The sequence below is a fragment of the Arthrobacter sp. M4 genome (genome assembly GCF_020251205.1).
Lineage (GTDB): Bacteria > Actinomycetota > Actinomycetes > Actinomycetales > Micrococcaceae > Arthrobacter.
Genome location: NZ_JAIWYX010000002.1, coordinates 32,443 through 56,645, shown reverse-complemented (window position 1 = coordinate 56,645; position 24,203 = coordinate 32,443). Strand labels below are relative to the sequence as shown.

Genomic DNA, 24,203 nt, shown 5'->3' with positions numbered 1-24,203 from the left:
GCAAAGCTGTGACCGGGTCCTTCTTCGATCAGGGAAACCAACCACATTCGAAACAGGAGTCGTCATGTCCACTGAAGCTGTTACAAACCCCGCTGGGTCTGCCGGGACTGCTGGTGGCCGGCGCTATAAGGAACCCACCTCACAGCAGATTGAAGATGCAGCGGCCCTGATGTTCCTGGCGGCGACAAGGAAAGCTCTGCGGGACCAGCAGCACATCTGGAATGTCGAACTGGAGTTGGAAGTCACCTACACCGTGCACAACCAGCGCAGGTACTGCGTGCACGCCAGCACCCGTACAGGTGAAAGCCTCACGGGCCCACACGGTGTTCTCGTGCATCCGGCCAACGGAACTGCGGAAACGGCTGCCTGGAGCATTGCCGCCGAGGCTCGCAATGCAACGGCAAAACGCCGGCAAAAGGCGGCCATCAAGATTGCGTGACTACGGGCCTTTACCGGGGCGGGGCTTCCGCGCGACCTTCTGGCGTGGCTTGTGTTTTGTCACTGCCGATCTTTAGCCAGAACCAACCGACATACCAAAGAATCGCCGCCAGCCCGATCACAAAGCTGCCAAGCAACACTATCTTGGCCAAGACGTCCAAGCCCTTGGGCTCAAAGGCCATCATGACCAAAGGTACGAGGATCCCCAACGAGAGAACGCCCAGCATCCACATCGCCGCAGCCACACCCACAGGCTTGCCGACGCGGGCCAGCTCTTCATCCAAGCGGTCCCGCTCGGCAACAGCAGCCCGCAGTTGCGTCCGAAGATCGGCCTCAGCGCGGATTTCCTCATCCCGGTGTCGCACTTCGGCTGCGATCGCCCAGCCCGGTCTCACCGCCGCTGCCAGATTTGTGTAGTCGAGGAGATCTCTAGATCCAAGAATCGATATTGCGGGAGGATTTGGCAGGAAGGCACGCCGGTGCTTGAATGCCTGTTCATAAATATCCTGGTCGGCGTCCGTGATTTCCAGACCGCGCTCGACGAGATCTGCAAGGTCAAGATTCCTGGTATCGCCTTTTATGAGCTTCGAATTGATGGCCTGCACTGCATTTTGCACCCGTTGCCGGAGTGCAACCGCGTATGGTCTGAGCTCTTCCTCAGTTGTTCCCCGTGGCAGGTGGTCCTGGATCAGAGCATCAAGGTCCAAAGCCGGCTCTTCAAGCAGTTTTTCCACTGCCACTGCGTAAAAGCTGCTCTTCGCCCTGTCAAACCGAATCCGCTGCGCGTCTTCCAGATCCGCCTCGATGTGTACGATGCGACCAACTGCCGCATCCACAAGCCTCCGGATTCCCTCCCGTTCGCTGGAGATCGCAACAAGCCGGCTGACAAGAAAACCTCCAATGATGGCGACAAGGACAGCCGACGCCTGGCTGAGGGCGGACAACAATGTGCTCGGGTCCCAGCCCTGTTCCGCCGACCTGACAATCACGCTAAATGGATCGCATTGCACCACTGACCGGAGCAATGGCACATGGGAGGTACAGGTAAGGAATTCAGACGAGATCACCGAGCGATCATAAGCGACCCCTGACGATGCGCCGTGCACAGGGACCGGTCCTGGCACCTGCGGCCCCTCACAGACAGAAGAACCCCGGTGATGCTTCCGCATCGCCGGGGTTCTTATTTTTTTCTGTCAGCAGCTGCCCGTCGTCTATCCCGCCACCCGGGCAAGGACCTCCTCAGCCTCGTCAAATTCATCGATCAGCCTCAAGGTCTCCGGGCCACCTTCAGCGTCCGGATCGAGCCGTCGATTGATGCTGCGTGACGCGGAGAACTTCAGCACCGAGTAGTCATCAACGTCCTTCTTGCCGAACCGGACCTTGTGGCCTTTGTGCGTCTGTCGGGCGAAGCGGCCAAAGCCGGTAAGCACGACGGTGTCTCCACGGCGCACGGCGTCGGTGAGCTCCGCGATGAGCGACTCGTACACCTCACTCACCACCCTTATCGGCTGTCCACTCCGGCCGGCGACCTTCGAGATGAATCCGCGTTTGCTGATCCGCGGATGAACCGTCGTCTTCATGCCCACACCTTTGTCCTATCGTCCCTTGTCGTCCGCTTCCTGCTTGAAAACCAGTTTATCCGACAGGCCTGTCGAAAAGCGATCCACAGGCCTGTCGGTATCCATTCAACTAAAGCTCGAAATCCGGATCAATGGACTGGCGGTCGTCCTTGTACTCGTAGTCAACTGACTCAATAATCGACCGGGTCTTCGGATCGCGCCGTGTGCTGACGATCTTGTCGTGGGACTCATCGAACCGCTGCTGGTCGGCGATCCGGTGGGCCGCGTTGAGCTTGGCGTTGATGTTCTTGTCGCCGAACTCCATCATCGAGCTCACCGAGGACTTCGCACCCTGCTTGGTTGCATTGACGTTCTTCTTGTTCTGCGCACGCTGCTGCTCCCAGCGACCGCGGTCCTCGGGCGTGACGTACCCGAACATCTGGGCAAGCCGGGAACCGTACCGCTCCTGCTGCTCTACCTGCTGGTCGTCGCTCATGGTCCTGTCTCCTTCTCGTTCGTTTCCGGATTATGCCGGCTGGTAGTCCTCGGCTCCGCGGTCGCGGCTCCACTGACCCTCCGGCCCCGGCCGGGCCGAGGGGCCGGGCCCCTGTCGGAAGGGCTGGGGCCGCGTGCGCTGCGCCGCCAGGAAAGTAGCAGGATCGTCGACCGCGGCCCGCATCGTGTCCTGCCAGTCCTCGCCGAGGGCCAGCTTGAGCTCGTGCTCAAAATCCGGGTCCTCCTTGTTCAGCTCCTCGATGGCGTCCACGTAGGCGTTCGAGTAGACACGCTGCTGCTCCTCGTCCGAAAGACCATCGATCTCCATGCTTGCGAGCATGCTCTCGGACTGGTCGAGGCGCTGCTGGAGGTCCTCGGGCAGCCCGCGGGTGTCCAGGCCCTGCTTCTTGGCCGCGAAACCGATCATGTAGCCCATGACACTGCCGCCGAGGGCCTGTCCGTCGCCACGCTGGACGCCGTCCAGCATCGCCGCCTTCATGGTTTCCGCCAGCTGCACCTGGTGCTCGTCCGGCTCCATCGGCAGGCGCAGCGTGAACATGCCCTCGTCGGGGATCCGCCGGCCCAGGTGGTCGTCGAACTCCCCGGTCCAGACCTCGCGTACCCTGTCGGTGCCCGCGAGGCGGGCCTCGTGCGGCGGGGCCTTGACGATGCGGCCGTGCGCGACGCCGTTGAACATCAGGCGCAGCTCCGGCTCGGACTCCATCCGCTCGCCGATGATCGTCCGGGCGCGCTTGACCACCTCGGCACGGTCGAGCCCGTCGTCCTCCATCTGCTGGCGCAGGCGCTTGCGCAGGGCCTTGTAGCTGGCGTTGATCTGCTTCGCGTCCTGCTCGGGGTCACGCATCTTCCAGAAGGCGTTCTCCATGAGCGCGACCTCGGTCATGGCCGCCGACTCGGGAGTAAACAGCTCACGGTTGCCCCGCTCGCGGCGCTCCAGGTCCTCCAGACGGGTACGCCAGCGCCGGGAAAGGAAGTCGTCCCTGCTGGTACCCCACCGCCCGCCCGACTTCCCGACCTGCTTCCCGCCGTCGTCACCGGTGGCCTCCTGCGCCTCCGGCGCGCCCCCGAACAGATCTCCGACCAGGGCCGCCTGGCGCTCGGCCCTCTCGCCGATGTGCCGGGTCTTCGCGTCGATCCGGTCCTGGACCTTGTCCTTGAACGGCTGCAGGTAGGAGTCCATCTCCTTCCTGAAGTCAGGAGCGAGCATCCGCATTGCCATCATCATGCCGGCGGCCTGGATGACCGAGTTCGGGTTCACGCCGCGGGTGAGCGGACGCAGGCAGCCCTGCATCATCATCTGCATGTAGACCGCGTGCATCGCGTCGAACTCCTTCGTGCGCTCCCCGTCGTTGAAGCCGGGCACGAGCAGCTTCGAATCGCGCAGCGTCTGCATGTACGCCTCGCCCGCCAGCCGCGTCTCCGCCCGGAGCTTCAGCAGCCGCTCCCGGTCGTCAAGGCCGTCATCGTCGGCCGCAGCGCGCTGCTGGTCGCGTGCACGCTGGCGCTCCCGCTCCTCGGTCCGCTCCCGCGTCGTGGCCCCGAAGAAGCCGCGGGCACGGTCGCGCAGCCGCTCGCGCTGCCCTCGTGAGGTGTCGTGTCCGGCCTGCGTGTCCGGCTCGTCGACAATCTCCGCGTCGATGATGTCCTCCTCCCCGCCGTCCATCCCGTACACAGGATGGACGTGGCCCAACGGGTCGACAGGCAGTGCCTTGCGCCCTCGGCCCCTGCCGCCCGGACCCATTTCCTGCTCCGTGTCCTGTGTCATGTCAGCCTCCCAGTCCATAGTCGTCGTCACTCTGCTGCTGCCCGGTCTCGTAGCTCGGCGTCCAGGCCGGGCGACGGCCGCCCACGCCGACGGCGTGTGCCGAGCGCCGGCTGGCACCGCGCGCCCTGGCGGCCCCGTCCCCGGTCTGCGCGAGCACGTCACGCTTGAGGACCGAGGCATCCACCGCGGCCTCCGCGGAGTCCAGCCCGTCCAGCCCGTCGAGGCCGTGCGCCGCGAACGCGTCGAGCTCGCGCGCCGCCGCGGCCCGGGCACGGCGGGTGCCCGCTGAGGCGAACTGCTCGTTCTTCTCGCCGTCGAAGACGCTCTCGCGGTTCTTCGCGGCCTGCACCAGCGCCTCGAAGTCGCCGCCGTAGGCCATACGGTCCATCACCGTGCCCGCCAGGGAAGGGTCCTCCTCGAGGTTGCGCAACAGGCCCGACTTCGGGTCCTCAAGCGCGCGGGCCACACGGGCGACGCAGTCCGGGTTGACCGAAACGTTGAACCCGTCCTTGGCCTCGTAGAACTCGACGAACTGGGCCTCCCACTCCTCGGCCGTGGCCTGGACCGCCTCGCCGTCGGCAAACTCGGGACGCCACTGGCCGGGGCCGGTGTGCTCAAGCTTGCGGCCGCGCCACAGATCACGCCCGGGACCCTGCAGCATCTCGTACTTGTGCCGGGCCTCCGCAGCGTCGTGCTTGGCCTGCAGGATCGACTGGGTCACCGGATAGGTCACCTCAAGCACCGCCTTCAGGTCAGCGCCGCGCAGGGCGCGCACCGCACGCTGAGAGAACGAGCCACCCAGTCCCGTACCGTGGGCCTTGATCGCCGTGGCGAACATCGAGGCCTCCTGGTCCTCCTGCGTGATGCCCGGCGTGCCCTGCTCGTCACCGAGATTGCGGGCGTAGTCCCCGAGCTTCTTCTCGCTGCCCTTGGCCCCGGTCTCGACGCAGACTTCGCGCACGCTCTGCAGGTGCGCCTCGCGGCTGCTGAAGGTCAGCGCCGAGCCGAACTCGCCGCGCTGTGCCGAGCGATAGAGATCGCTGAGCTCCTCGACGAGGACCTCATGGCCGGCGGCAACCTCGTGCGGATCGCTGACGAACCGCAGGCGGTTCGCCTCCTTGACGGCACTCTCAAGGCTCTCCGCCAGCTCCGGGCTCTTGGACAGCGCCACCTGGGTGTCAAGCGAGACCTGCATGGCCAGCGGGTGCGAGCCGTCGGCCTTCACCACGCCGGTGTCCAGGAGGTTCGCTCCGACCGAAAGCCTGGCCATCGCCTCGGCCTTGGCGGCTTCGCTGTGCAGCCTCACGACGGCGACCGCGTCACCGTCGAAGTCGCCGTCGAAGCACTGGTCCATCACCGGGTTGATCGCCGCGCCGGTGAGCCGGTCGTCGATCGCCACGCGCATGTAGCGCACGCCGGCGTCGCGCAGGACCGGGTCGCGCCAGACCAACGCGTGATCGCCTTCGGCCAGGCCCAGCTGCTCGGCCTTGACCGAGCTCAGAGCGATCTGATCGATGTCCAGCCGAGGGTCGGCGGTCCAGACCATCGTGGCCGAGTCCGACAGGCGCGAGCTCATCAGCCCGGTCTTGAAGATGTTGTTCTTGCCGGTCAGCACGCGGTTCTGCACGTCCGTGGTGATCGCCTCGAAGGCACGCTGGGCCCGCGAGACAGACTCGCTCATGCCCCGGCGCACCTCGGCGCGCTTGTCCGGCGACAGGCCGTGGTCGTCCAGCTGCTCAGCCATGTACCGGTAGCGGCAGGCTTCGACGAAGACGTCCTGGTAGCTGCGCGTGTAGTCGTGCGTGACGGACGTGCCGTCGTCGAACTCCTGGCCGCTGCGCAGATGCGAAGAGAGCACCGGCAGCTTCCACGAAGTCGCGCTGACCGTCTCGGTCAGCTGACCCGTCGGGTAGGTCAGCGGAAAGGGGATTTCCATGTCGCCGCCGCGGTCGCCGATCAGGTCGCCGAAGGACTTGCGCATGGCCGTGGTGTTCAGCCCCGGCGTCGCGCCCTCGCTGCGCGGCTGCGTGCGCATCAGTTCCGGCATCGGGATCAGGCGGCGCTCGGGCCGCTCGTCGACACTCTCGGCCTGGCCCACGACGCGCAGGGTGCCGTCGGCCTCCATGTCCAGTCCCGCCACCAGCAGATACTCGCGCAGGTTCGACTCGGCACCGGAGTTGTGGCCGTAGAACTCGCGCATGATCGCCGGGCAGTCCTGGGACTGCAGCGCCCAGGCCAGCTGCGAGGAGGCCTTGCGCCCCTTGCCGGCGCGCACCTGTTCGTCGTCGTAAATCTTGGTCTTCTCGTCGACAGCCATGTGGGTGACCACGAACCGCATCTCGCCCAACCCTCCGTCGACCGGCCCGGCCTCGGGGCCCTGGACGGCCGGGCGACGGATGTCGCCCACGGCACCGCCCATCAGTTCGCGCGCCGATCCGGCGTTGCGGCGGGAGATCAGCGAGAACGGGCTCATCACCACGTCGATGCCCGGGTTCTCCCTGAACCAGGCCACCTCCTGCTCCAGGCCCTGGGCACGTGCCTCGTCCGGGTCCACGTGGCGGTCGACCACCAGAGAGACGACACCCTTGTTGCCGTGCAGATCGCTGATCTTGTCGCCCACGACGAGGTCGCGCAGCTGGCCACCGGCCCCGCGGATGCGGTGCCGCGCGGAGAACTCCGTCGACACCACGATCGGGTCGTCGGCCGTCCAGCCGCCGAAGGTCATCAGAGCGGTGCCGGTCGGCTTCGTCACCTCGGAAGACTGCATGATCGTCGAGGCCGTCATCTGCTGGCGGTCGAACGGGTCATAGCGCAGCGTCTCCAGCTCCGGCCGGCTCATCAGCGGAGCGCGGGAGCCGGTCACGGTCTCCGGGTCGCCCGGCTCAATCGTGCCATCGGGGCGCACGGCGGCGTCCTCAGTGAGGTAGCGCACGATGCCCTGGTTGGTCGCGCCGCCGGTCATCACCGGATCGAAGAAGCCGCCGGGAGCCGTCACATGGTTACGGTCGGTTCCCGTGAGCACCGTCATGTTCCGTCCACCGGTGAGCCGCCAGGCGTCGAAGACGTTGTCGTCGGCCGGGTCGGTGCGATCGCGTTCGGCGCGGTACTCGGCGTAGATCGTCGAGCCCTGCTTGATCTCGTTGGAGTAGCGCACGCGCTTGGCCTCGGTCTCGAGGATCGAGGCCGTCCACTCGTCCAGTCGTGCGGTGGCCTTGCCAGTGGCAGGGTCGACCTCATATGTCGTGGCCCGTTCGATGAAGTCAACCGGGTGCTTGGTGCCGTAGAGCTGCGAGTACACCGCGTTCAGCGAGGCCGGCTCGCCGGTCCGGCTGCGGCCGGAGACGAGGTCACCGGCAAGCTGGTACTGGATGCGCTCGTGCATCAGCTGTTCGTAGCCGCGCAGCACCGTGCGCTCCTCGACCGACTTGGGGGCCTCGCCCGGGGTCTGGGCCTTGATCCGCGCCTCGTAGCCGGGGACGATCAGCGCGTTCTCGCCACTGGCGAAGCGCGTGACAATCTCCCCATGGCTGCCGACATCGAAGACCTGGCCGATCTCACCGGAGACCGGCGTGGCCTTGCCGTCACGACGCAGCTTTTCGGCGGTCCAGCTGATGACGCCCTGTGCGTCAACCAGGATCTCACCCGGCGTCGCGGCGTTGCGCTCGATGCTCTCCCGGACGGTCTGACCGATCCGACGCATGAACTCCGAGGGATGCTCGGCGATGGGGGCGGCGGTGGCAGCGTGGAAGGAGACGATCCGGTCCTTGAAGCGGGTCGCCTGGAAGCTGGTACCCATGAGCTCGGTGGGAGGCACCCCGCAGCGGCGCAGTGCCGAGGCGAGGTTGTCCAGGTTCGACCACTGGCCGGTCGGGCTGGTCATGTACTTGGCGACGCGGGCGGGATCGAAGCGCTGGTCGAGCCACTCGCCGTCGATCAGGTGCGGCTCGGCATCCCAGGTGCCGACCAGCTCGAACGGAACGTCATCAGCATGCGCACGGACCTTGTCGGCGGCCGTGCCACCATAGACGAGATTGCCCAGGTCCGGAAGCTCACCGGCCTGCAGCTCGCCGATCTCCTCCAGGCGCTCCTGGTACATCTCCTCGGTCGCGCCCGGACGCAGCAGCTCGCTGCGCGCTCCGGTGAGCACGTCCCAGTAAGAGCGCTGGATCGCCGCGACCTCGGGGTCAGAGGCATACTCCGGGGGCTCGATCTCGTCGAGCGCGCCCTCGGTGCGCTGCAGCTCAGACTCCGCGCGCAGAATCAGCTCCTCGACGCCCAGGGCGGCGCGCAGGTTCTCCCGCGCGGTGTCCACGGCCTCGCGACCGTAGGCCTCGGCCGGCTCTGCATCCACGAAGAAGGTCGGCAGGGAGCGGTTCTTGGCATCCCGGCGCAGCATGACCTTGGACCCGGGGCGCGGGGTGCTCTCACCGGGGACGACATAGTCCGCGACGACGAACATGCTCTCGCGGTCGACGTGATAGCTGTCCGGCACGTCGATGAGGGAGCGGCCGCGGCCATGCTCGGGGTGGCTGGAGCCGACGACGCCGACCACCGTGCCGGGAAGATCCTCGCGTTCGATGGGCAGGCCTTGGGCGAAACGCAACAGCCGCACGGCGTCCTCGGAAGTCGGGGCGGGCACGGCCATGCCGCCGGGCACCCGGTGATTGGTGCTGTAGCGCAGCACCGTTCCGTTGTCATAGATGCGCGCCCCGGCGTACTCCTCCTGGCGCGTGTCAGTGAGACGGATCTCCATGCCGGTCCCGGAGATCCGGGCCTTGATCTGCCCGGGCTCACGGTCGCGCAGGACCTCGTAGGCCACGCCCTGGGACTTCAGCTCCTCGAGCAGCGCCGCCGAGCGCGCCACCGCCCGCTGGGACATAAAACGGTTGCGGTCAACGCGGCCGGTCTGCGGGTCGCGTCCGCCGTCGATGACCCACTCGCGGACCTGGTCGTACTCCTGGCGGCTCATCTTGTCCATGAGCGCCGTGAGGCCTGCGGCGTCGTCGTTGGTCATGGCGCGGCCGGCCTCGTACGGCTTACCGTCCTCGTCGAGCCGCCAGAGCGTCATGTTCCCGCGGCGCGGCTCAGACAAGGACTCCACCTCGCCGCCGGCGTTCTTCACGATCGTCTCGTCGGGAATGTACAGCAGCTCGGTACCTGCGCGCTTCACCGTCGCACGCTCGGACCAGGCCGGGTCGTAAGGGCTGATCGGCAGCCGCGCCGAACGCGGGTCAATCTCCGCTCCGACACCCGTGGCACGGGTGAACTCACGCTGCAGCGTCTGGTAGCGCTCGTTGGCAGGGGAGTGGTCGCCGAACTGCGGCTCGTAGTCCGGGACGCGCTCGGAGAAGGCCGTGTCGATCGCAGTCAGACACGCGGTGACGCCGAGTCCGGGATCAGCCAGGGCGGTTCCGCGCTGGCCGAGGATCTGGTCGACCCGTCCGCGGATGGCCTTCGCCTGGGAGATGGGAATAATCTCCCCGCTCTGTTCCCTGGCCTGCGCGACTGCCTTGTAGAAGACATACTCGTAGAAGTACCGCCTCAGTCCGTGTGCCTTCTTCATTGCTACTCAGCCTCCTGTGGACGCTCGGGGACATAACTATGTATAGATCATACCCCGACGATTCGAATGGAAGCGATAGACGAGTCAGAAACGAGCGAAAAGACGAATGCCGGGACAGTCGAATTGCATCGACTGTCCCGGCACGGAGCGAATAGACCCGCCGGCACTACCCCCGGGACTTCATCTCTACGGCCATGGCCCGGTCGAAAGCCCCGTCGGCCAGGACCTCCCAGCTGGGCAGCGAGGCCAGGTACGTGTAAAAGTCGGCGTGCACCTTGACCGTGGCCAGCGACCGCAGATCCTCCTCGGTCACGTCCTGTTCGGCGAACACGCGCGAGCCCTCGTCGCTGATCTGGCCGTTGATCCTGCGGGCGGCGTCGGTGTAGGCATCGGAACGGACCTGGCTGATGTAGGTCTTCGACCCGTCGTCGCTGCGCAGCTCGCCGTCCCCGCCGACTGAGAAGTGCTCGCGGTCCCGCTGCATCTCCACCAGCGCGGTCTTGTACGCCTCACCAATCTCAAGGTCCAGAGCCTTGACCTTCGCCGAGCCGTCGAGATTGATCAGCATCTCCTTGCTGACCGTGCCCTCGGCGTAGACCAGGCGCTTGTGGTCCTTCAGCGTCGCCTGGTGGGCAGCCACGGTCGCGGCCACCTCCACGTCCTCCAGGAACTCCTCGTCGTTGCCGAGCATCATGGCCTCGTAGTCGTCCGGGTCCACGACCACCGGGGCGTTGGGATCGCCACTCTCGTCGGTGAAAACCATCCGCGTGATGACCTCCATGACCTCGTCCGAGTAGACGTCCGGGTCAAGGCGCTCGATGTCGATGTCCTTGTAGTCGTACGTCTCCTGGTAGAGCGTCTTGGCGTCGGCCGCCCTGACCGCCTGGGCCATGCGCTTGTCGAGCATCTTGACGAAGTCCGGCTGGTTCATGCGCACGTCGAACTCCATCGCGGAGCTGAGCGTGGGGATCGTCTGCAGCGAGTACTCGTGCCCCGGGTGGGTGATCGTGTTGCCGAGCAGCTTGAATGACATCGGCAGGATCGTCTCGTTGCGGTTCCAGACCGGCGCGTCGCCGGCGCGCAGCACGATCGAGTTGCGCGGCGAGAGGAAGGCGAAATCGTTGTATTTGATCAGCGGCTCCTCCTCCGTCGACCAGGTGCGCGAAATCGCTCCGTCCGTCTTCCCGCCGACCACCTTGTCCAGGTTCTGCGTGATCTGCTTCGAGCTGGCGTGGGTACGGTGGGTCTTGCCGCTCATCTTCTCCAGCGTCTCAATCATCGAGTCGTCGGTCGACTTGAGGAAGACGATGTTGCTCGTGTTTCCCTGCACAATCTTGTCGACCGACTCGCCGTAGACGTCGCGCAGCTGCTGCAGCGTCTGCAGGATAAGCGTGAACTGCTGCTCCTGGCCGAGGCCGATGGAGAGCATGGTCTCGAAGCCGGCGATGCCATTACCGTCGGACTGCAGGTTGCCGAGCTCGTCGAGCATGAACCGGGTGCGGTAGAGCGGCTTCTGGTTCGACTTTGTCATGTACGACTGGTCAAACGAGACGTCCACCAGCTGCTTGACCAGGATCAGGATCAGCTTGGCGTACTTCATCAGGTGCGGGGGAGTGACGAGAAAGACCGCCTTGGGCGACTCCGAGTACCGCGCCATCGTCTGCGTGATCGCGCGCGCCCGGACCTCGACCTCCTCGGGGTGCCCTCCGCCGGAGAAGTCCAGCTTGCGGCTCGGAAAGGTCGTGTCGCCGGGCTGGAACGAGAGGATCTTCCCGTCGCGGGTGCCACCCTCCCGCACCGGTCGCAGCTCGCGCAGCACGCCGTTCTTCACGATCTTCTTGCCGGTGACCGGCTCGACCACGAAGTGCCGGCCGTTGAGGGAGAGCTGGTAGCTCTTGCGGAAGTGGAAGTAGAAAGTGCGCACGAGCATGCCGCTCTGCGGGTTCTTCAGCTCCAGCTTCAGCCAGGCCTCGTCGCCGGGGAAGATTCCCTTGAAGTTGTAGCGCGCCCAGCCCACGCGGCCGACGATCTCCGAGTGCTCGAAGTCCTTGCCAAGGTTCTGGGTGAACATCGAGTCCGCGTACGCCGACCAGCTCGCCATCTGCCCGAGTAGGTGGTCGCGCTTCATGAAGTTCGGCGAGAACCGCACGCCCAGCCGCCGCGGGAAGGACAGGCCCGCCAGGTCAGTGTTCTGGCTCGGCTTGCCCGAGGTCAGGGTCGAGATCGTCGGGTCGGTGAAGAAGCTCATGCCCGTGATCGCGATGCCGTAGACCGAGGACATCATCTTCTCCGCACCGGCCATGGCGACCAGGGCGTTGTGGGCGTTGCCAACGAGCGTGCGCATCGAGTTGCGCGGCAGGGCCTGGGTGGCGTTGAAGTAGAGCGTGAGCAGGTCCTGCTCGGCCTTGCCCTCCCATAGGAAGTCCTTCTCGGCGACCTTGGCCTGCTCCTCGGCCAGGGCGTCCTCGTCCTCTTCGAACTCGCCGTTCTTGATGCGCTTCTCCAGCTCGGCAGCGGGGTTCTTCCACTTCTTCGAGGTCAGCTGCACGAAGAGCTGGTAGCAGTTGTACAGCGTAACCTTTCCCCACATGTCGTCCAGCCGCTGCTCCAGCGTGCCCGGGTCCATGCCCGTGGCTGCTGCGTACTCGCGCAGCTCACGCTCCTCCTCGAGGTAGTAGTCGATGAGACCGTAGGCGGCCCGTTTGAAGGCGTTGTTCGCCGCGTTCGGCCAGACCGGGTCCTCACCGCCGTCCAGCGGGAAGAAAACCTCGCCGATGTTCTCGATGTAGAGCGCGCACTTGGTCGAGTCGCCTTCGCGGGCGGCGTCGGCGGCCATGCCCAGCGGGTTGTAGATGTCGGTCTTCATCGCGTTGATCAGGTTGAACTGCACCGGCTCGAAGCCGCGCGTGACCAGCGGGATGTAGTTCTTGACGAGCAGCTCGCCCTTGGGGTCGTTGATGACCATGTTCGAGGGCTTCTTCTCCCTCGACCACATGTCGATCATCGGCTCGATGTAGGTCTGGCCCTTGCCCGCCCGGGTGATGGCCAGCACCATCGTGTTCACGGGAGCAGTGTCGACGATGTAGGCACCGGCAGGGCGCTGGACTTCGTACGCCGGGAACTCCCAGTCATCGGTGATCAGGTCCGACACCGTACGGTAGGGCCCGAGCTTGTCACGGTTCGCGCCCTGGAGCTTCGCAGGGTCCTTCGCCTCTTTGGCCTTGCGCCGGCTCTCCTCGGTCGGCGGGTTGTACGGGATCACCGTTGCGTCATACTTCCGGCGCAGCCGCTTGTCCCGGGGCAGGCCCGAGGCGTCGAAGAGCGTCTCGCCGAACTCCTCGTCGATCAGCGGCAGGGTCTCGACCAGCGGCTCGCCGTCGTCGCCGTCCATGACCTCACCCTTGTAGTAGACGATGTTGCCGTCCTGGTCAATCACGTCGGACTCTGCGCGCCGGGAGACCTTGACCGTGCCCAGCCCCTTCTTGCTGAGCATCATGTGACTGATCATCGAGCTGACCTGCACCCCCGAGTGCGCACCGGCGTCCGGGAACCAGTCGTAGTTCTGCTGGACCTCCTCCGGCAGCGCGATGTGCTGGTCGTTGCGGTGGTCGTTGATGTCCGTGTGGTCGACCGTCGCGTTGTGCTTGGCGACCTGGCGTCCGGTCCAGGTGGAGATTACGATCATGACCAGCGCGCCCGATCCCAGCGTCAGGAAGAGCTTGAACCCGGTGACGGACCCCAGCTGACCGCCGACGTTCGTCGCCGCGGGCGTGGCCCCCTGGTCAGCCTTCGGGGCGTCGTGGGCGGCGCTGCCTGCGTGGGTCCACCACGCTGGCACCGGGACGTCCTTGAGATCCGGGTAGCACTTCGAGCCGATCTCAGGGTTACCCTTCTCGTTGACGGCGCGGTAGCACGTCATCGGGGCCCCGCCCTGGCCTGTCGTAGTGTCCTCCACGTAGTACGAGTCCGGCTTTCCGCTGCTGTTTCCGCCCAGGCCACCGCCCATCGTCGCCCCGAGCGTGAGCACTGCCGTGGCAATGACCGAGTACAGCACCCACGCCACGATCGCGACCAGCAGGCCAGCGACGCCGGCAAGCACGAGGCCCGACGTGTTCGACTTCTTGCTCAGCCGCTCGCCGCGGTCCAGCTGCTGGTCTTCATAGACGTCCCGGTTCGTCAGCGTCTCCTCCGGCCGACGCGCTGAGATCTTCTCCCAGCCGCTGGCCTTGGGCCGTGCCGCCCTGCGCTTGCTGCCTGCCATGGTTCTCCCTGCCTGTTTCCACGTGTGTCTGTGTGTCCTGCGCCTGTTGTGATCCCGGAAGACGCCGACGGCGCACGGGGTGCGAGCCCCATGCGCCGTCAGACCCCGTCGATCTCCGAGTCGGATCAGCCGCCCATGGCTGCCCCGCCGATGAAGCCGGCGAGGCCGCCGAGCACGGGCAGCGCGACGATCAGGGCGATGAGCATCTTGTTGTAGCGGCTCTGGATCTCCGAAGCCCTTGCCAGCTCGCTGGCGTAGGACTCCTTGTCCGCAGCCATCTCCTCCAGCCGCGCCTCGTAACGGCGCTTGACCGAGTCCTCGACAACCTCCATCTGCTGCAGCAGGTCCGTGTTGCGCTGCGTGGCCGAGTCGGTCTTCTCCTTCTCGAGGGACAGGCTGTGCTGCCATTCCGTCTCGCGGGCCTGCATCTGGGTGATCGCGTCCTTGCGGTTGCGGTCGAGCTCGTCCTCCATCCGGCGGATGCGGTCGGCGTGCTCGTTGCGGATCGACTCCAGCAGCGCCTCCTGCTCGCGACGCAGGACGCCGATCTCGTCGGTGGTGCGCTGGTGCTCTGCCAGAGCCTCGGCCTGGGCGATGTCCGCCTTGCGGTTGTCGTCGACGATCCGCTGGATCTCGGCCTTCCACTGCCCCAGACGCTGCTCCTCGGCCTCGAGGTAGGCCTTCTGCTTCTCGGCCAGGACCTCGAAGATCCGCGTAGTGCCGACCTGCATCTTCAGGGCGGCGTCGGAGCGGCGCACGCGCAGGATCTCCTGGCGGTCGTGCGAGTAGGAGTTCTCGAGCACCCGCTCGATCTCGGCGACGGCGTCGGCCTGCTCGCGCTCCATGCGGGAGCGGTTGCGCTCCTTGTACTGGATCTCCGCCTGAAGGGCGGCCTGCTCGGCGAGCTTCTTCGCCTGGGCCTCGTAGTCCTGGACGATCTCGGCCTTGCGGGTGCGGATCCGCTGTTCCTTCTCGGACTCCCGCTCGCGGTGCGCCGCCTCGGTGCCGTCCTTGAGTGCCTTGTAGCGCGAGCCCTCGCGGTCGGTGGCCACGTCACGGATGACCTGCTCGACGTGGGCCGACATGAGGTTCACGTACAGCGTGCGCAGTTCGTCCTCGTGCGCCCACCGCAGCTGGGCAAGGTCGGCGTTGGCCTGCCGGTTGAGCTGGGCGACCTGGTCGCCGAGCCATTCGGTCGCACCCTGCGGCACCTCGATCTGCACGACCGGCGCGCCGATGGCGAAGGTCGCATTGAACTCGTCCAGGCGCACGTCGAGGTCCAGGTCCTCGGAGAGGAAACGGCGGGCGATGACCTCGCGCACCTGCTCCTGGTTCTCCAGCAGGACGGCTTCCTCCTCGGCCGGGGAGTACGCCGTATCGTCGGCGGTCACAGGACCGGACTCCTCGTCGAACTCCTCGAAGCCGGCCGTGCCGTCGAAGCCGGGCTCCGGCTCCACCGCAACCGGGGCCGCGTCCTCGTCTCCGAAGTCGACGGCTTCGTCGTCGAACACGGGCTCATCGCCCGCAGCGTCGAAGACCGGCTCGTCACCGGTACCCTCGTCCCCGCCGGGGATCGAGTCGAAGATCGGGTCACCCTCGTCGGCGGTGTCCACGGCAGCAACAGCGTCCGCGTCCGCTACGGGAAGGGTCCCGGGCTCGTCGGTGGTGACGCCGCTGTGCTCGCGCCAGGCCTGCGCTCCGACAGCCTCCTCGAGGCTCAGCGTGCCGGAAGCGACCTCCTGGGCCTGCTTGAACGTGGCCTCGGCGACCAGGTCCACCAGCAGCTCGCCGCTGGGCTTCTGCCAGACGACGGCCCAGGAGTACTCCGCGCCAGCCAGGAGCGAGTACTCCTCCATGCGCGCAAGCGTCTCCGTGTTGGGGATGATGCCGAAGACCTCTTCGCCCAGCATCTCTGCCGTGGCGACGGTCTTGATCTGGTCGGAGTCAATGAGCTCGATGAGCGAGCCCTTCGCCTCGTCGCGGCCGTGCCGCTTGCTCAGCCCGCCGATGGACTCGGCGGCCAGCACGAGCATGACCCACGCCGTGCCGCTGGGGAAGACGAACTTCGCGTTCGACCGCAGCAGTTCGACTGCTGCGGGGATCGCCGTCTCCCTGACCACGGACGACAGCAGCTCGTCAGGCTTCTTCTTCCGATCCTTGTTCCGGCTTCCCGCAGCCGTGCCCAGAATGCCCATTGGTGTCGATCCCTTCGATGATGAAACGCAGTTCGCCTGGTATATGAGTATCCTATCGCCTATGAGTCGATAGGTGCAATGATAGGCAATCCGACACGATGCCGAATGGCCCGCAATGGTCGCTGGCGCAGATCAGCGCACGGCGCTCACCTCGATGCACGCATCGGAGGTGAGCATGTCCTTGTGGTCGCTCGCCAGCTCGCCGACAACGTCGATCCGGATCCGCCGCTCAGACGGATGCTCGTTGATGAACGTCGCCACTCCGGTGGTGACCTCGTCGGTCATCTTCGCCACCGCGCCACGGGCACCGCCGGCATTGGAGTCGGTGTCGCCCTTGTCGTCGATGAGGTACTGCAGGACCCTCTGGTCGATGTCCACCCGCACGTTGTGCTTGATGAGGACCTCCTGCACCATGTGGCGCAGCTTGTTGCGCACGATCTTGCGCTGCGTGTCCTCAGAGAGCGGCTGGAACGGGACGATGGCGTCGATACGGCCCAGCAGCTCGGGCGGGAAGCGGTTATCCGCCGAGGTCTCGGTGATCGAGCGGCGGATGAGCTTGTCGTACTTCAGTAGCTGCTCGCCCGAGCCCGTGTCGTCGGCCGCGTACTGCGCGATGGTCTTGTAAATCTCCGAGCCTGCGTTCGTCGTCATGACGATGTAGGTGTTCAGGAAGCTGACCTCACGGTTGTTGTCGTCGGAGAGCCGGCCGTCGTCGAGCACCTGCAGCAGCAGGCGGGTGACCATCGCCGAGGCCTTCTCGACCTCGTCGAACAGCAGTACGGCGTGCGAGAGATCCCAGACCCGCTTCGTCAGCTCGGAGCGGAACAGGTCCATCGAGGAGTCCTGGGCGTACTCGGACATGTCGAAGCGGATCAGGTGGCGCTGGTCGTCACCGAAGAGCAGCCGTGCCAGCTGCTTGGCAAGCTCGGTCTTACCCACGCCGGTCGACCCCGTGAACAGCAGCGAGGCCTCCGGCCGGCCCTTGTCGTTCAGGTCCGCGACCGACAGCTGCAGCCGGCGCGCGACCGCACGCGTGGCCAGGTCCTGGCTGAACACCTTCGAGTCCAGCTGCTCCTTGATCTTCGCGCCGTCGACCTTGAAGGCAACGTTGACGCCCAGAGACTCCTGGAGCACGTCCGAGAGCAGATCGCGGTCCAGCGCCCGCTTGGTGAGGCGGTGCCAGCCAACCATGCTGTCCAGCACCAGGATCGACTTGCGCGGCTGCGAGCTCGCCGGCATGTAGCGCTCGGTGTACTCATAGATCTGCCGATAGATGTGGTCGTCGTAGAACTGGTCGGCGACGTCGTAGTGCTCGGCCATGCCCTGCAGAATCCGGATCGTCGTTTCCTGGTCCGGCGGCGTCAGGTTGATGCGCTGCAGTCGTTCAACCAGCGGCTGATTCGGCGCAATGTGCTTGTGGAACTCGTCATAGGTCGTCGCGGCGATGATTCGGATGCCGCGTGCCCCGGAGGCCGCCAGCACCGGCTTGATCGCCTCAACCGCAGCGTCGGAAAGCTGGATGATCTGGTGGAACTCGTCGATGAACAGGACCAGCTCCTGCTTCTCGTCCGCCACGAAGTGCTCGGCCTCGTCGAAGAAGCCCTTGAGCATGGCGGCCATGCGGTCCGAGTCGCCGGCCTCGGAGATCATCCGGGACGGATCGACCTCGAGATAGAGCCGCTCGGCGTCAGCGGCCATCGTGGCCTGGACGAGAGCGGTCTTACCCGTACCTGCCTCGGCCAGGAGCAGGGCGTTGCACAGCTCCGGCCTGCTCATCGAGGCCAGCAGCTGGAGCTTCTCGTGCTCGCGGCCGACGATCTCGCGCTCGGCCCTCTTGAGCGGGTCCGACAGCTTCGACAGGAGCGGATAGCCCTCATTCAGGTGCACTTCATGGAACATGCCGTGGAAGACCTCTCGCCAAGACTTGAATTCATCTGATAGATCAGTCGAAAGTCTATCATGACACCATTCGGCTCGACTGTGATAGGACAGCGAAAGGCCCCCGGACTCGTATCCGGGGGCCTCCTGGCCATTCACTCCGTAGGGGTGCTGTCACAGCCCCTGCTGGCGGTCGTCCTGGGACGAAGCCCCATCCTGCTCGAACTGGTAGTCGTACCGCTCGCTCAGCGGCCTGCTGGACTCCCGGTCGCGCCATGCCCGCTCGTTCGCCACGCGCTGCTGACGCATCGAGGCACCCACGCGGTCGACCAGGGCGCGCCCGGCCTCCGCCCACATGTCCTTGCCCTCGTCCGGGGCCGTGATCTCGTCCAGGCCCAGCTTCAGCAGGCTCGTGCCGCTCAGTGGGCTGGGATCGTTCGTCGCCATAGCCTTCTCCTCCTCCGTTCCTGTCTCAGGCCCCGCGCTGCGGCTCGGTGCCCTCGGGCCCGCCCTGGCCCTCGAACTGATAGTCGTACCTCTCGCTGACCGGCTTCCGTCCCTGCGGCGAGGTGCCCGGCAGCTGCTCCTGAGCACCACGGCCGACAACCGAGCCCATCCGCCCGACCAGGTCCGCCCCGGCAGCGGAGCCCTGGGGGGCCTTCTGTCCACCATGTCCGGCCAGCTCCGTGTGCAGCCCGCGGGCTGCACCCACGGCAGCTCCCCTGGCGGCGCTGGCGGCGACGCCCCTGGTCAATGCGCCGGACTGCTGGGCACGTTGGGCGTGGGCCGCGGCATCCTGCATGGCCTCGGTGCCGAGCCGCCTGGCTCCCTCGCGGAGGCCCGCGGACTGCACGGCCTGTCCGACCTTCGACCCGGCAGCCCGCTGGGTGAGCGGGACCTTCACCGGACCCTGAACCGTGCCGCCGGCATGGGCCTGCTTCGCCTGGGGCTGCTCCTGCCGGGACGATTCCGGCTTCGGCACATCCGCTGAAGTGATCATCCCCGGTGCCGGCTCAGCCTGCGGGCGCGGCCGCCGCTCGACCACGTTTGGGTTGAACCTCGAGCCCGGCTGGCCGGGAGCGGGGGAGGAGGGCACGCTGTATCGGGGACCCCGCACCGCGCCGAGGCCCGCCTGTGAGCTCGGGCCCCGCTGCTCTCCGGTATCGGGGGTGGCCCCGCGGATCGCCGCCAGCTGCTCGGGCGTGTACGACGTCGGGCGCTGGCCGTGCTCCGGTCGGCCCTGGGAACCTTTACTGAGATCTGCCATGATGATTCGTTCCTCTCTATGCGAAAGGCCCCCGGAGAGGTCTCTCCGGGGGCCTTTCAATGAGTTCTGCTGAGCCGTGGATCGGTGTCAGCCGACCGCGGGGGCCTCGGCCTCGACGACCTGCTCGGCCTGGGCGGTCTGCTCCGGACCGGCCTGGCTCTGCTTGGCAGCCGACTGGGCCTCCTTGGCCGCCTTCATGGAGGCGAACTGGTTGTCCAGGGTCTTGGCGTCGACCTTGAAGTCGCTGGCCTCCACGGACTTGGTGTTGACCACCAGACCGGTGCCGCGCGAGGCCGGCATCACGTTGCCCTTGAAGCCGTAGACGGTGCCGACCTTCTCGCCGTCCTTGTTGAGCAGCGGCTCCGTATTCGGGCCCGCGGCCTTGACGATCTCCTCCAGCTGGCCCACCGAGTAGGGGGCGGTGTTGGCGAAGCGCTCCTTGCCGTCCGGGCCCTTCACGCGCTCGGACTTCAGGTGCAGGTTGCTCTGCTCCGGTCCGCGCGAGTCGCGGGCGTCGACCTGGATGTCGGCGTAGTGCGACTTGCCGTCCTTGGTCGCGCCGTTGTCATAGACCTTGGCGATGAGGTTGACCCCGGTCATTGCGCCCTTGCCCTTGAGAAGTGCCATGATCTCGTCCTTTCGTCGTTCCGTCCGCCACTCGGCAGAACGGCCTTGATCATTCACGTCGTCCGAGCAAAGCCCCGAAGTGCCTGCCGAACTGCTCTATACACTAATACTCCTATAGAGCATTCCGCAACCATTTGAATGATCTTTCAACTCGTGTCCCTACTCATGCTGGATGCCGTCGGACCGTCCTGCCGGCTCCTGCTCGGGGCCGGGGAGGACACCGGCACCAGCCACCGCGGCGTCGACCCGCTGCTGGACACGCACCACCAGACCGGCGTCGAGCGAGGAGGCCTTCGACCGGCGCATCCGGGCCGTCTGTTCCTGCTCTTCGCGCAGCGCCGCGATCCTCGAACGCAGAACCGGCCGCGTGGAGCCGTCCTCCACCGGAACCAGTTCCCGCGAGACCCGGGTCATCGCGGCGACGTCGTCGACCGGGAGGTCGGCGATCGCCTCGGACTGGCCCGACTGGTCGAGGTACTCCATGGCCGCCAGCAGCAGCCGGCGGCGTTCGGCCGCGGCTGCGGTGAACTCCCGCCGGGCCCGCTCGCCGATCTCGACATCGGCCACGAAGTCGTAGCCCAGGTGATGCAGGTCCAGTGCCTTGACCTCGTCGAAGGGGTGCACCGTCCCGGTCTCGATCGACAGCTGGGTGGAGACCTCCGGATCCCCGCCGGCGACGGCGCTGCGCTGGTCAGCAGGACCGGCGACGAGCACCAGCCCCGAGTCGGCCAGGTCGGTGCGCAGCTCCTGGAGCCGTTCGTCGTAGACCTGCTTCATCGTCTCGATGCGCGCGTCCAGCACCGCCCGTCCGGCCTTGCCCGCGGTCAGGTGCCGTCCGCCGGGCTGGCCGTAGATCTCGCGGCCCATCTCCTCGGCCTGGTCGGCGTCCTTCATCCGCTGCAGCGAGGCGTCCTGGCGCAGCGCCATCAGTGAGAGCAGGCGCTGGCCGTACGCGGCGACCTCCTGCTGCTGGGCGTACCACTGGCTGGCGTCGCCGACAAACGGCAGGAAGTGCTGGTACTTGCTCATCACCCGCCGGTGCCAGTCCTCTTCGTAGCGGTAGAAGTCGTAGAGCGGCCGGGAGTCCTCTACCGCCACTTCGGCCTTCTCGGCACGCTCCCATTGCCGGGCCAGGTCGCGGTAGGCGCTGGCCTTGGACTTGTGATGCTGCAGGCGGGAGGCATAGCTGCGCAGCCGGAAGCCGAAGGAGACGACATCGTCCTCCGAGCTGCCGTGCTGCTGCTGGCGCTCTGCGGCCAGGGCGGCCATCTCGGCGTAGTCCATACCCATCACCTCAAGCATCGGCGTACGCACCCGCAGCTCCTCCTCGGGCAGGGCGCGCAGCATCTGGTAGACCCCGTTGACCGCCCGCTCGGTGATCTGGTTGCGGCCCGCGTCGACCAGGCGCTGCCACGCGTCGGTGGGCAGGCCCTCGGCCTCGCGGCGCTGATTGGCGTACTCGACGACCCTCTCCATTGCCGCCGGCAGCGGAGAGCCCGGCCGCTCCAGCTGCTCGGCCACCAGCTCGGAGACCAGGCGGTTGGCTTTGCGCATCCGCAGATCGTTGGTTCCGGCGCGCCACAGCGAGCGGTCGGCGGGCAGGCAGGCCAGCAGGAACTGGGGGAGGGCCTCTGAGCGCATGCGCTCGTGTGCCCAGCGCTTGATGAAGGTCGTCACGTTCCTGCGCTCGTAACCGACGGCGCTGGACAGGTGCGCGACGGCCTGCTTCTCGTCCAGCCAGGCGTCCACGCCGCGCCGCAACCGGGACTTGTGCCGGTCCAAAAGCTTGCCCCGCTGGGTGCCGTCCTTGGCCAGGTGGCCGTGTCCGGCATCGACCATCGCCAGGTGACAGTGGACGTGCTCGGTGTCGACCTGGATCACGCCGACGTAACGCAGGTCGTCAAAACCGCTCGTGCCCGAGCTCATCCGCTCCAGCCCGTGCATGATCGCCATCCGCAGCTTCATCTGGTCGATGTGGCCGCGGTAGTCCCCGCGGCCTTCGCAGTGAAAGTCCTCGCCGACGATGCGGTGCCGTTTCAGGTATTCCTCATCGAAGGAGAGCACGGTCTTCAGCGCCGTCTTGCCGCTCTCGAAGTGTTTCTGGATGTCCCGGGACGCAGCCCGCAGCTGCTCGTCGGAGAGCGACACTGAGCCGTAGCCGAAGGCCACGCCGCCATCGCCCTGGGCCTGGCGCATTGTTGTCTTGGCCTCGACCCTGCTCGTCCCGGCGCGCTCGACCGCGCTCTCGCGGGCCATGTAGCGCAGGATGAAGTCGTCCGTGCGCAGCCGCTGGATCGGCGCGAGCGACTCAGTCGCCTGCTCGCGCGCCATGTACCGGGTGACGTAGTCGCCGGGGGTGCCGCCCCGGGACCCCTTGCCGCCGGGCAGCGGCACACTGAACTCGTTGACGATGACCACTGACTGCTTCAGGCCCATCCCGCCTCATCCCTCCGTCGTGTGAATGCACAGAACCCCGGCCGCTGTCCTCCAGCGACCGGGGCCCGTCATGACTGCTCTGCCCGCCTCGGCCTCAGTGGTCCAGGCCGTGCCCGTCTTCCTCGCCGAAGTCGAGGTCGGCGGCGCGGCGGGAGGCCTCGCGCTTGCGCTCCTCGAGCGTCGGCGCGGGCATCTCCTGCCCGGTGGCCTCCTCATCCAGACCAAAGTCCAGATCGTGGGTCGCGCTGGCATCCGGCTCCGCGTCCGCAGGGACGGCAGCATCCTCCGGTCCGTCCAGGTGCAGGGCCGGGGCCACACGCTGGTGGTAAAGGTGCTCGGGCGTGCCCTCAGTGCGCTCCAGCTCAGCCTGATACCGCTCGCGCTCAGCAGTGATCTCGGCCTCGACGGCCAGCAACTGTGCGGTGACGCCCTCGGCAGCCGGCTGCTGCTCCTCGGGCCGCTGGAGGTTCTCCGCCTGCGCGACCAAGTCGACCTCGTCCTCGCTGAACAGCGAGTTGATCGCGTCGGAGCGGGCCCGCAGGCCACGCTGGTCGACGACGGACTCGACCGGACCATGACCATCCTTGGAGCGGTCAGTGAAGTAGGCCGCCAGGTCGTACTCGGTGGAGGCCAGGTCGATCTCGAGATCGGCGATGCGGTGCACGTTCATGAAGACCACGGGAGCATCGGCCTGGTCCCCGGACGGGGTGAGCACGAGGGCATCCACCCTGGCGGGCAGCTCCCACTCGATCCCCGTGAGCTGGTCGGGCACGGTAAACGAAGGGCTGAAGTAGCCCTTGGCCGCCAGTGCGACCAGCTGCTCGTCGTCGAACTCGTAGAAGGCGTCGACCTTCTCGCCCTGGCCGTGCGAGTAGGTCACCTGGGTGATCCCGTACGGCAGCGGCTCGGCAGGAGTGATCGAGCGCAGCTCGCCCACGACGTGCAGGTAGGGTCGGTAGTTCTCCTCCTTGCCGCGGTGCTTGAGCTCGACAGAGTCGACCAGCACCCCGATCTGGGCATCGAGGCCGTCGTAGCGGTGCGCCTGCACGCCACGCTCCCGCAGGGCCCGGTCGGCCCACACGTCATTCATCATCAGTCCAGCAGTGCGCATCAGTTGCTCCTCTTCCGGTTGGTCTTCTTGCTCGGGCGGGTGGTCCTGGGGGCGGCGGTGGCCGGGGCCAGCGCCGGGGTGCGGGCGTCGCGCACAGCCTGGATCCGGCGGGTGGACCAGCGCCACATCCCGCGCATCGCGGCGATCTCCGCGGCGGCCAGCAACAGGACCACAAACAGCAGCGGGGCGATCCACATTGCGACGGTTCCGGCCATGGTCAGGTCGCCGCTTGCTGCGCCCGACTGCCGGTGCAGCCACGCGCCGAGCATCGGGATCACGACCATCGCAGTCATCGAGGCCAGCACGTAGTCGGCGATGAGCACGACCGAGCGGAAGAACACCGCCCAGATCAGCACCGGCGATCCGCCGGTGCCCTTCCCGGGGGCCAGGCGGCGCAGCGCGCCGGCCAGCTTCGAAGGGCCACGCCCGGCCTTCGGTTTGGCCGGGGCCTTCTCGACGGGGACTGCAGTGGCAGCCTCCACCCGGGCTTCGTGCTCGGTCGCGCTGCCGGTCTTGTCCAGAGTCTGGATCGTCATTCGTCTCGTCCTTCGTTGTTGTCGTGTCGTGTCTGTGCGGGTGTCCCGCCG

At 66.6% G+C, this 24,203-nt stretch carries 15 protein-coding genes; 1 reads left to right on the top strand and 14 read right to left on the bottom strand.

All coding sequences use genetic code 11. The features are described from left to right. The first annotated feature begins 64 nt into the window (after window positions 1–64). On the top strand, window positions 65–439 hold the full coding sequence (locus LD110_RS03760; RefSeq protein WP_225496503.1) for a hypothetical protein: 375 nt from the start codon (window positions 65–67) through the stop codon (window positions 437–439). Window positions 440–449: 10 nt separating this feature from the next. On the opposite strand, the gene LD110_RS03755 is transcribed toward LD110_RS03760, so the two are convergent. The 14 genes from LD110_RS03755 to LD110_RS03690 form a co-directional block, all read right to left on the bottom strand. After that, window positions 450–1,544: a hypothetical protein gene (locus LD110_RS03755; protein ID WP_225496502.1), complete on the bottom strand. Its 1,095-nt coding sequence runs from the start codon at window positions 1,542–1,544 to the stop codon at window positions 450–452. Between the two features lie 105 nt (window positions 1,545–1,649). Continuing rightward, window positions 1,650–2,018 (bottom strand): HU family DNA-binding protein, encoded by a 369-nt coding sequence (locus tag LD110_RS03750; RefSeq protein WP_225496501.1) that lies wholly within the window; start codon window positions 2,016–2,018, stop codon window positions 1,650–1,652. A gap of 109 nt (window positions 2,019–2,127) precedes the next feature. After that, window positions 2,128–2,493 (bottom strand): hypothetical protein, encoded by a 366-nt coding sequence (locus LD110_RS03745; RefSeq protein WP_166185560.1) that lies wholly within the window; start codon window positions 2,491–2,493, stop codon window positions 2,128–2,130. A 30-nt stretch (window positions 2,494–2,523) separates the two neighbouring features. Beyond that, window positions 2,524–4,278: a hypothetical protein gene (locus tag LD110_RS03740; protein WP_225496500.1), complete on the bottom strand. Its 1,755-nt coding sequence runs from the start codon at window positions 4,276–4,278 to the stop codon at window positions 2,524–2,526. 1 nt (window position 4,279) lies between these two features. After that, window positions 4,280–9,841 (bottom strand): hypothetical protein, encoded by a 5,562-nt coding sequence (locus LD110_RS03735; protein ID WP_225496499.1) that lies wholly within the window; start codon window positions 9,839–9,841, stop codon window positions 4,280–4,282. A gap of 166 nt (window positions 9,842–10,007) precedes the next feature. Then, a complete protein-coding gene (locus LD110_RS03730) occupies window positions 10,008–14,102 on the bottom strand; it encodes a type IV secretory system conjugative DNA transfer family protein (protein ID WP_225496498.1) in 4,095 nt (1,364 codons plus the stop codon). Between the two features lie 125 nt (window positions 14,103–14,227). Then, the gene (locus LD110_RS03725; RefSeq protein ID WP_225496496.1) at window positions 14,228–16,297 is read right to left on the bottom strand and encodes a hypothetical protein; all 2,070 of its coding nucleotides are present in this window, start codon (window positions 16,295–16,297) and stop codon (window positions 14,228–14,230) included. Window positions 16,298–16,429: 132 nt separating this feature from the next. Further along, window positions 16,430–18,196 (bottom strand): AAA family ATPase, encoded by a 1,767-nt coding sequence (locus LD110_RS03720; RefSeq protein ID WP_166185548.1) that lies wholly within the window; start codon window positions 18,194–18,196, stop codon window positions 16,430–16,432. A 153-nt stretch (window positions 18,197–18,349) separates the two neighbouring features. Continuing rightward, complete coding sequence (locus LD110_RS03715; RefSeq protein WP_225496494.1) at window positions 18,350–18,622, bottom strand: hypothetical protein; 273 nt, start codon at window positions 18,620–18,622, stop codon at window positions 18,350–18,352. 25 nt (window positions 18,623–18,647) lie between these two features. Next, window positions 18,648–19,442 (bottom strand): hypothetical protein, encoded by a 795-nt coding sequence (locus LD110_RS03710; protein ID WP_225496492.1) that lies wholly within the window; start codon window positions 19,440–19,442, stop codon window positions 18,648–18,650. Window positions 19,443–19,529: 87 nt separating this feature from the next. Further along, the gene (locus LD110_RS03705; RefSeq protein WP_225496490.1) at window positions 19,530–20,069 is read right to left on the bottom strand and encodes a hypothetical protein; all 540 of its coding nucleotides are present in this window, start codon (window positions 20,067–20,069) and stop codon (window positions 19,530–19,532) included. Window positions 20,070–20,228: 159 nt separating this feature from the next. Beyond that, window positions 20,229–22,487, bottom strand: coding sequence for a relaxase MobL (gene mobL / locus LD110_RS03700; protein ID WP_308012404.1), 2,259 nt, complete (start codon window positions 22,485–22,487; stop codon window positions 20,229–20,231). Window positions 22,488–22,599: 112 nt separating this feature from the next. Continuing rightward, window positions 22,600–23,616, bottom strand: a complete 1,017-nt coding sequence (locus LD110_RS03695) for a hypothetical protein (protein ID WP_225496486.1) — start codon at window positions 23,614–23,616, stop codon at window positions 22,600–22,602. Next, complete coding sequence (locus LD110_RS03690; RefSeq protein WP_225496484.1) at window positions 23,616–24,152, bottom strand: hypothetical protein; 537 nt, start codon at window positions 24,150–24,152, stop codon at window positions 23,616–23,618. Before LD110_RS03690 ends, LD110_RS03695 begins: the two co-directional genes overlap by 1 nt. Window positions 24,153–24,203 lie beyond the last annotated feature (51 nt).

Excerpts from the sequence above, each read along its gene's own strand:
- LD110_RS03760 (WP_225496503.1), top strand. The coding sequence starts at position 65 with ATGTCCACTGAAGCTGTTACAAACCCCGCTGGGTCTGCCGGGACTGCT.
- LD110_RS03750 (WP_225496501.1), bottom strand. The coding sequence starts at position 2,018 with ATGAAGACGACGGTTCATCCGCGGATCAGCAAACGCGGATTCATCTCG.
- LD110_RS03745 (WP_166185560.1), bottom strand. The coding sequence starts at position 2,493 with ATGAGCGACGACCAGCAGGTAGAGCAGCAGGAGCGGTACGGTTCCCGG.
- LD110_RS03740 (WP_225496500.1), bottom strand. The coding sequence starts at position 4,278 with ATGACACAGGACACGGAGCAGGAAATGGGTCCGGGCGGCAGGGGCCGA.
- LD110_RS03735 (WP_225496499.1), bottom strand. The coding sequence starts at position 9,841 with ATGAAGAAGGCACACGGACTGAGGCGGTACTTCTACGAGTATGTCTTC.
- LD110_RS03730 (WP_225496498.1), bottom strand. The coding sequence starts at position 14,102 with ATGGCAGGCAGCAAGCGCAGGGCGGCACGGCCCAAGGCCAGCGGCTGG.
- LD110_RS03725 (WP_225496496.1), bottom strand. The coding sequence starts at position 16,297 with ATGGGCATTCTGGGCACGGCTGCGGGAAGCCGGAACAAGGATCGGAAG.
- LD110_RS03720 (WP_166185548.1), bottom strand. The coding sequence starts at position 18,196 with ATGTTCCATGAAGTGCACCTGAATGAGGGCTATCCGCTCCTGTCGAAG.
- LD110_RS03715 (WP_225496494.1), bottom strand. The coding sequence starts at position 18,622 with ATGGCGACGAACGATCCCAGCCCACTGAGCGGCACGAGCCTGCTGAAG.
- LD110_RS03710 (WP_225496492.1), bottom strand. The coding sequence starts at position 19,442 with ATGGCAGATCTCAGTAAAGGTTCCCAGGGCCGACCGGAGCACGGCCAG.
- LD110_RS03705 (WP_225496490.1), bottom strand. The coding sequence starts at position 20,069 with ATGGCACTTCTCAAGGGCAAGGGCGCAATGACCGGGGTCAACCTCATC.
- LD110_RS03695 (WP_225496486.1), bottom strand. The coding sequence starts at position 23,616 with ATGCGCACTGCTGGACTGATGATGAATGACGTGTGGGCCGACCGGGCC.
- LD110_RS03690 (WP_225496484.1), bottom strand. The coding sequence starts at position 24,152 with ATGACGATCCAGACTCTGGACAAGACCGGCAGCGCGACCGAGCACGAA.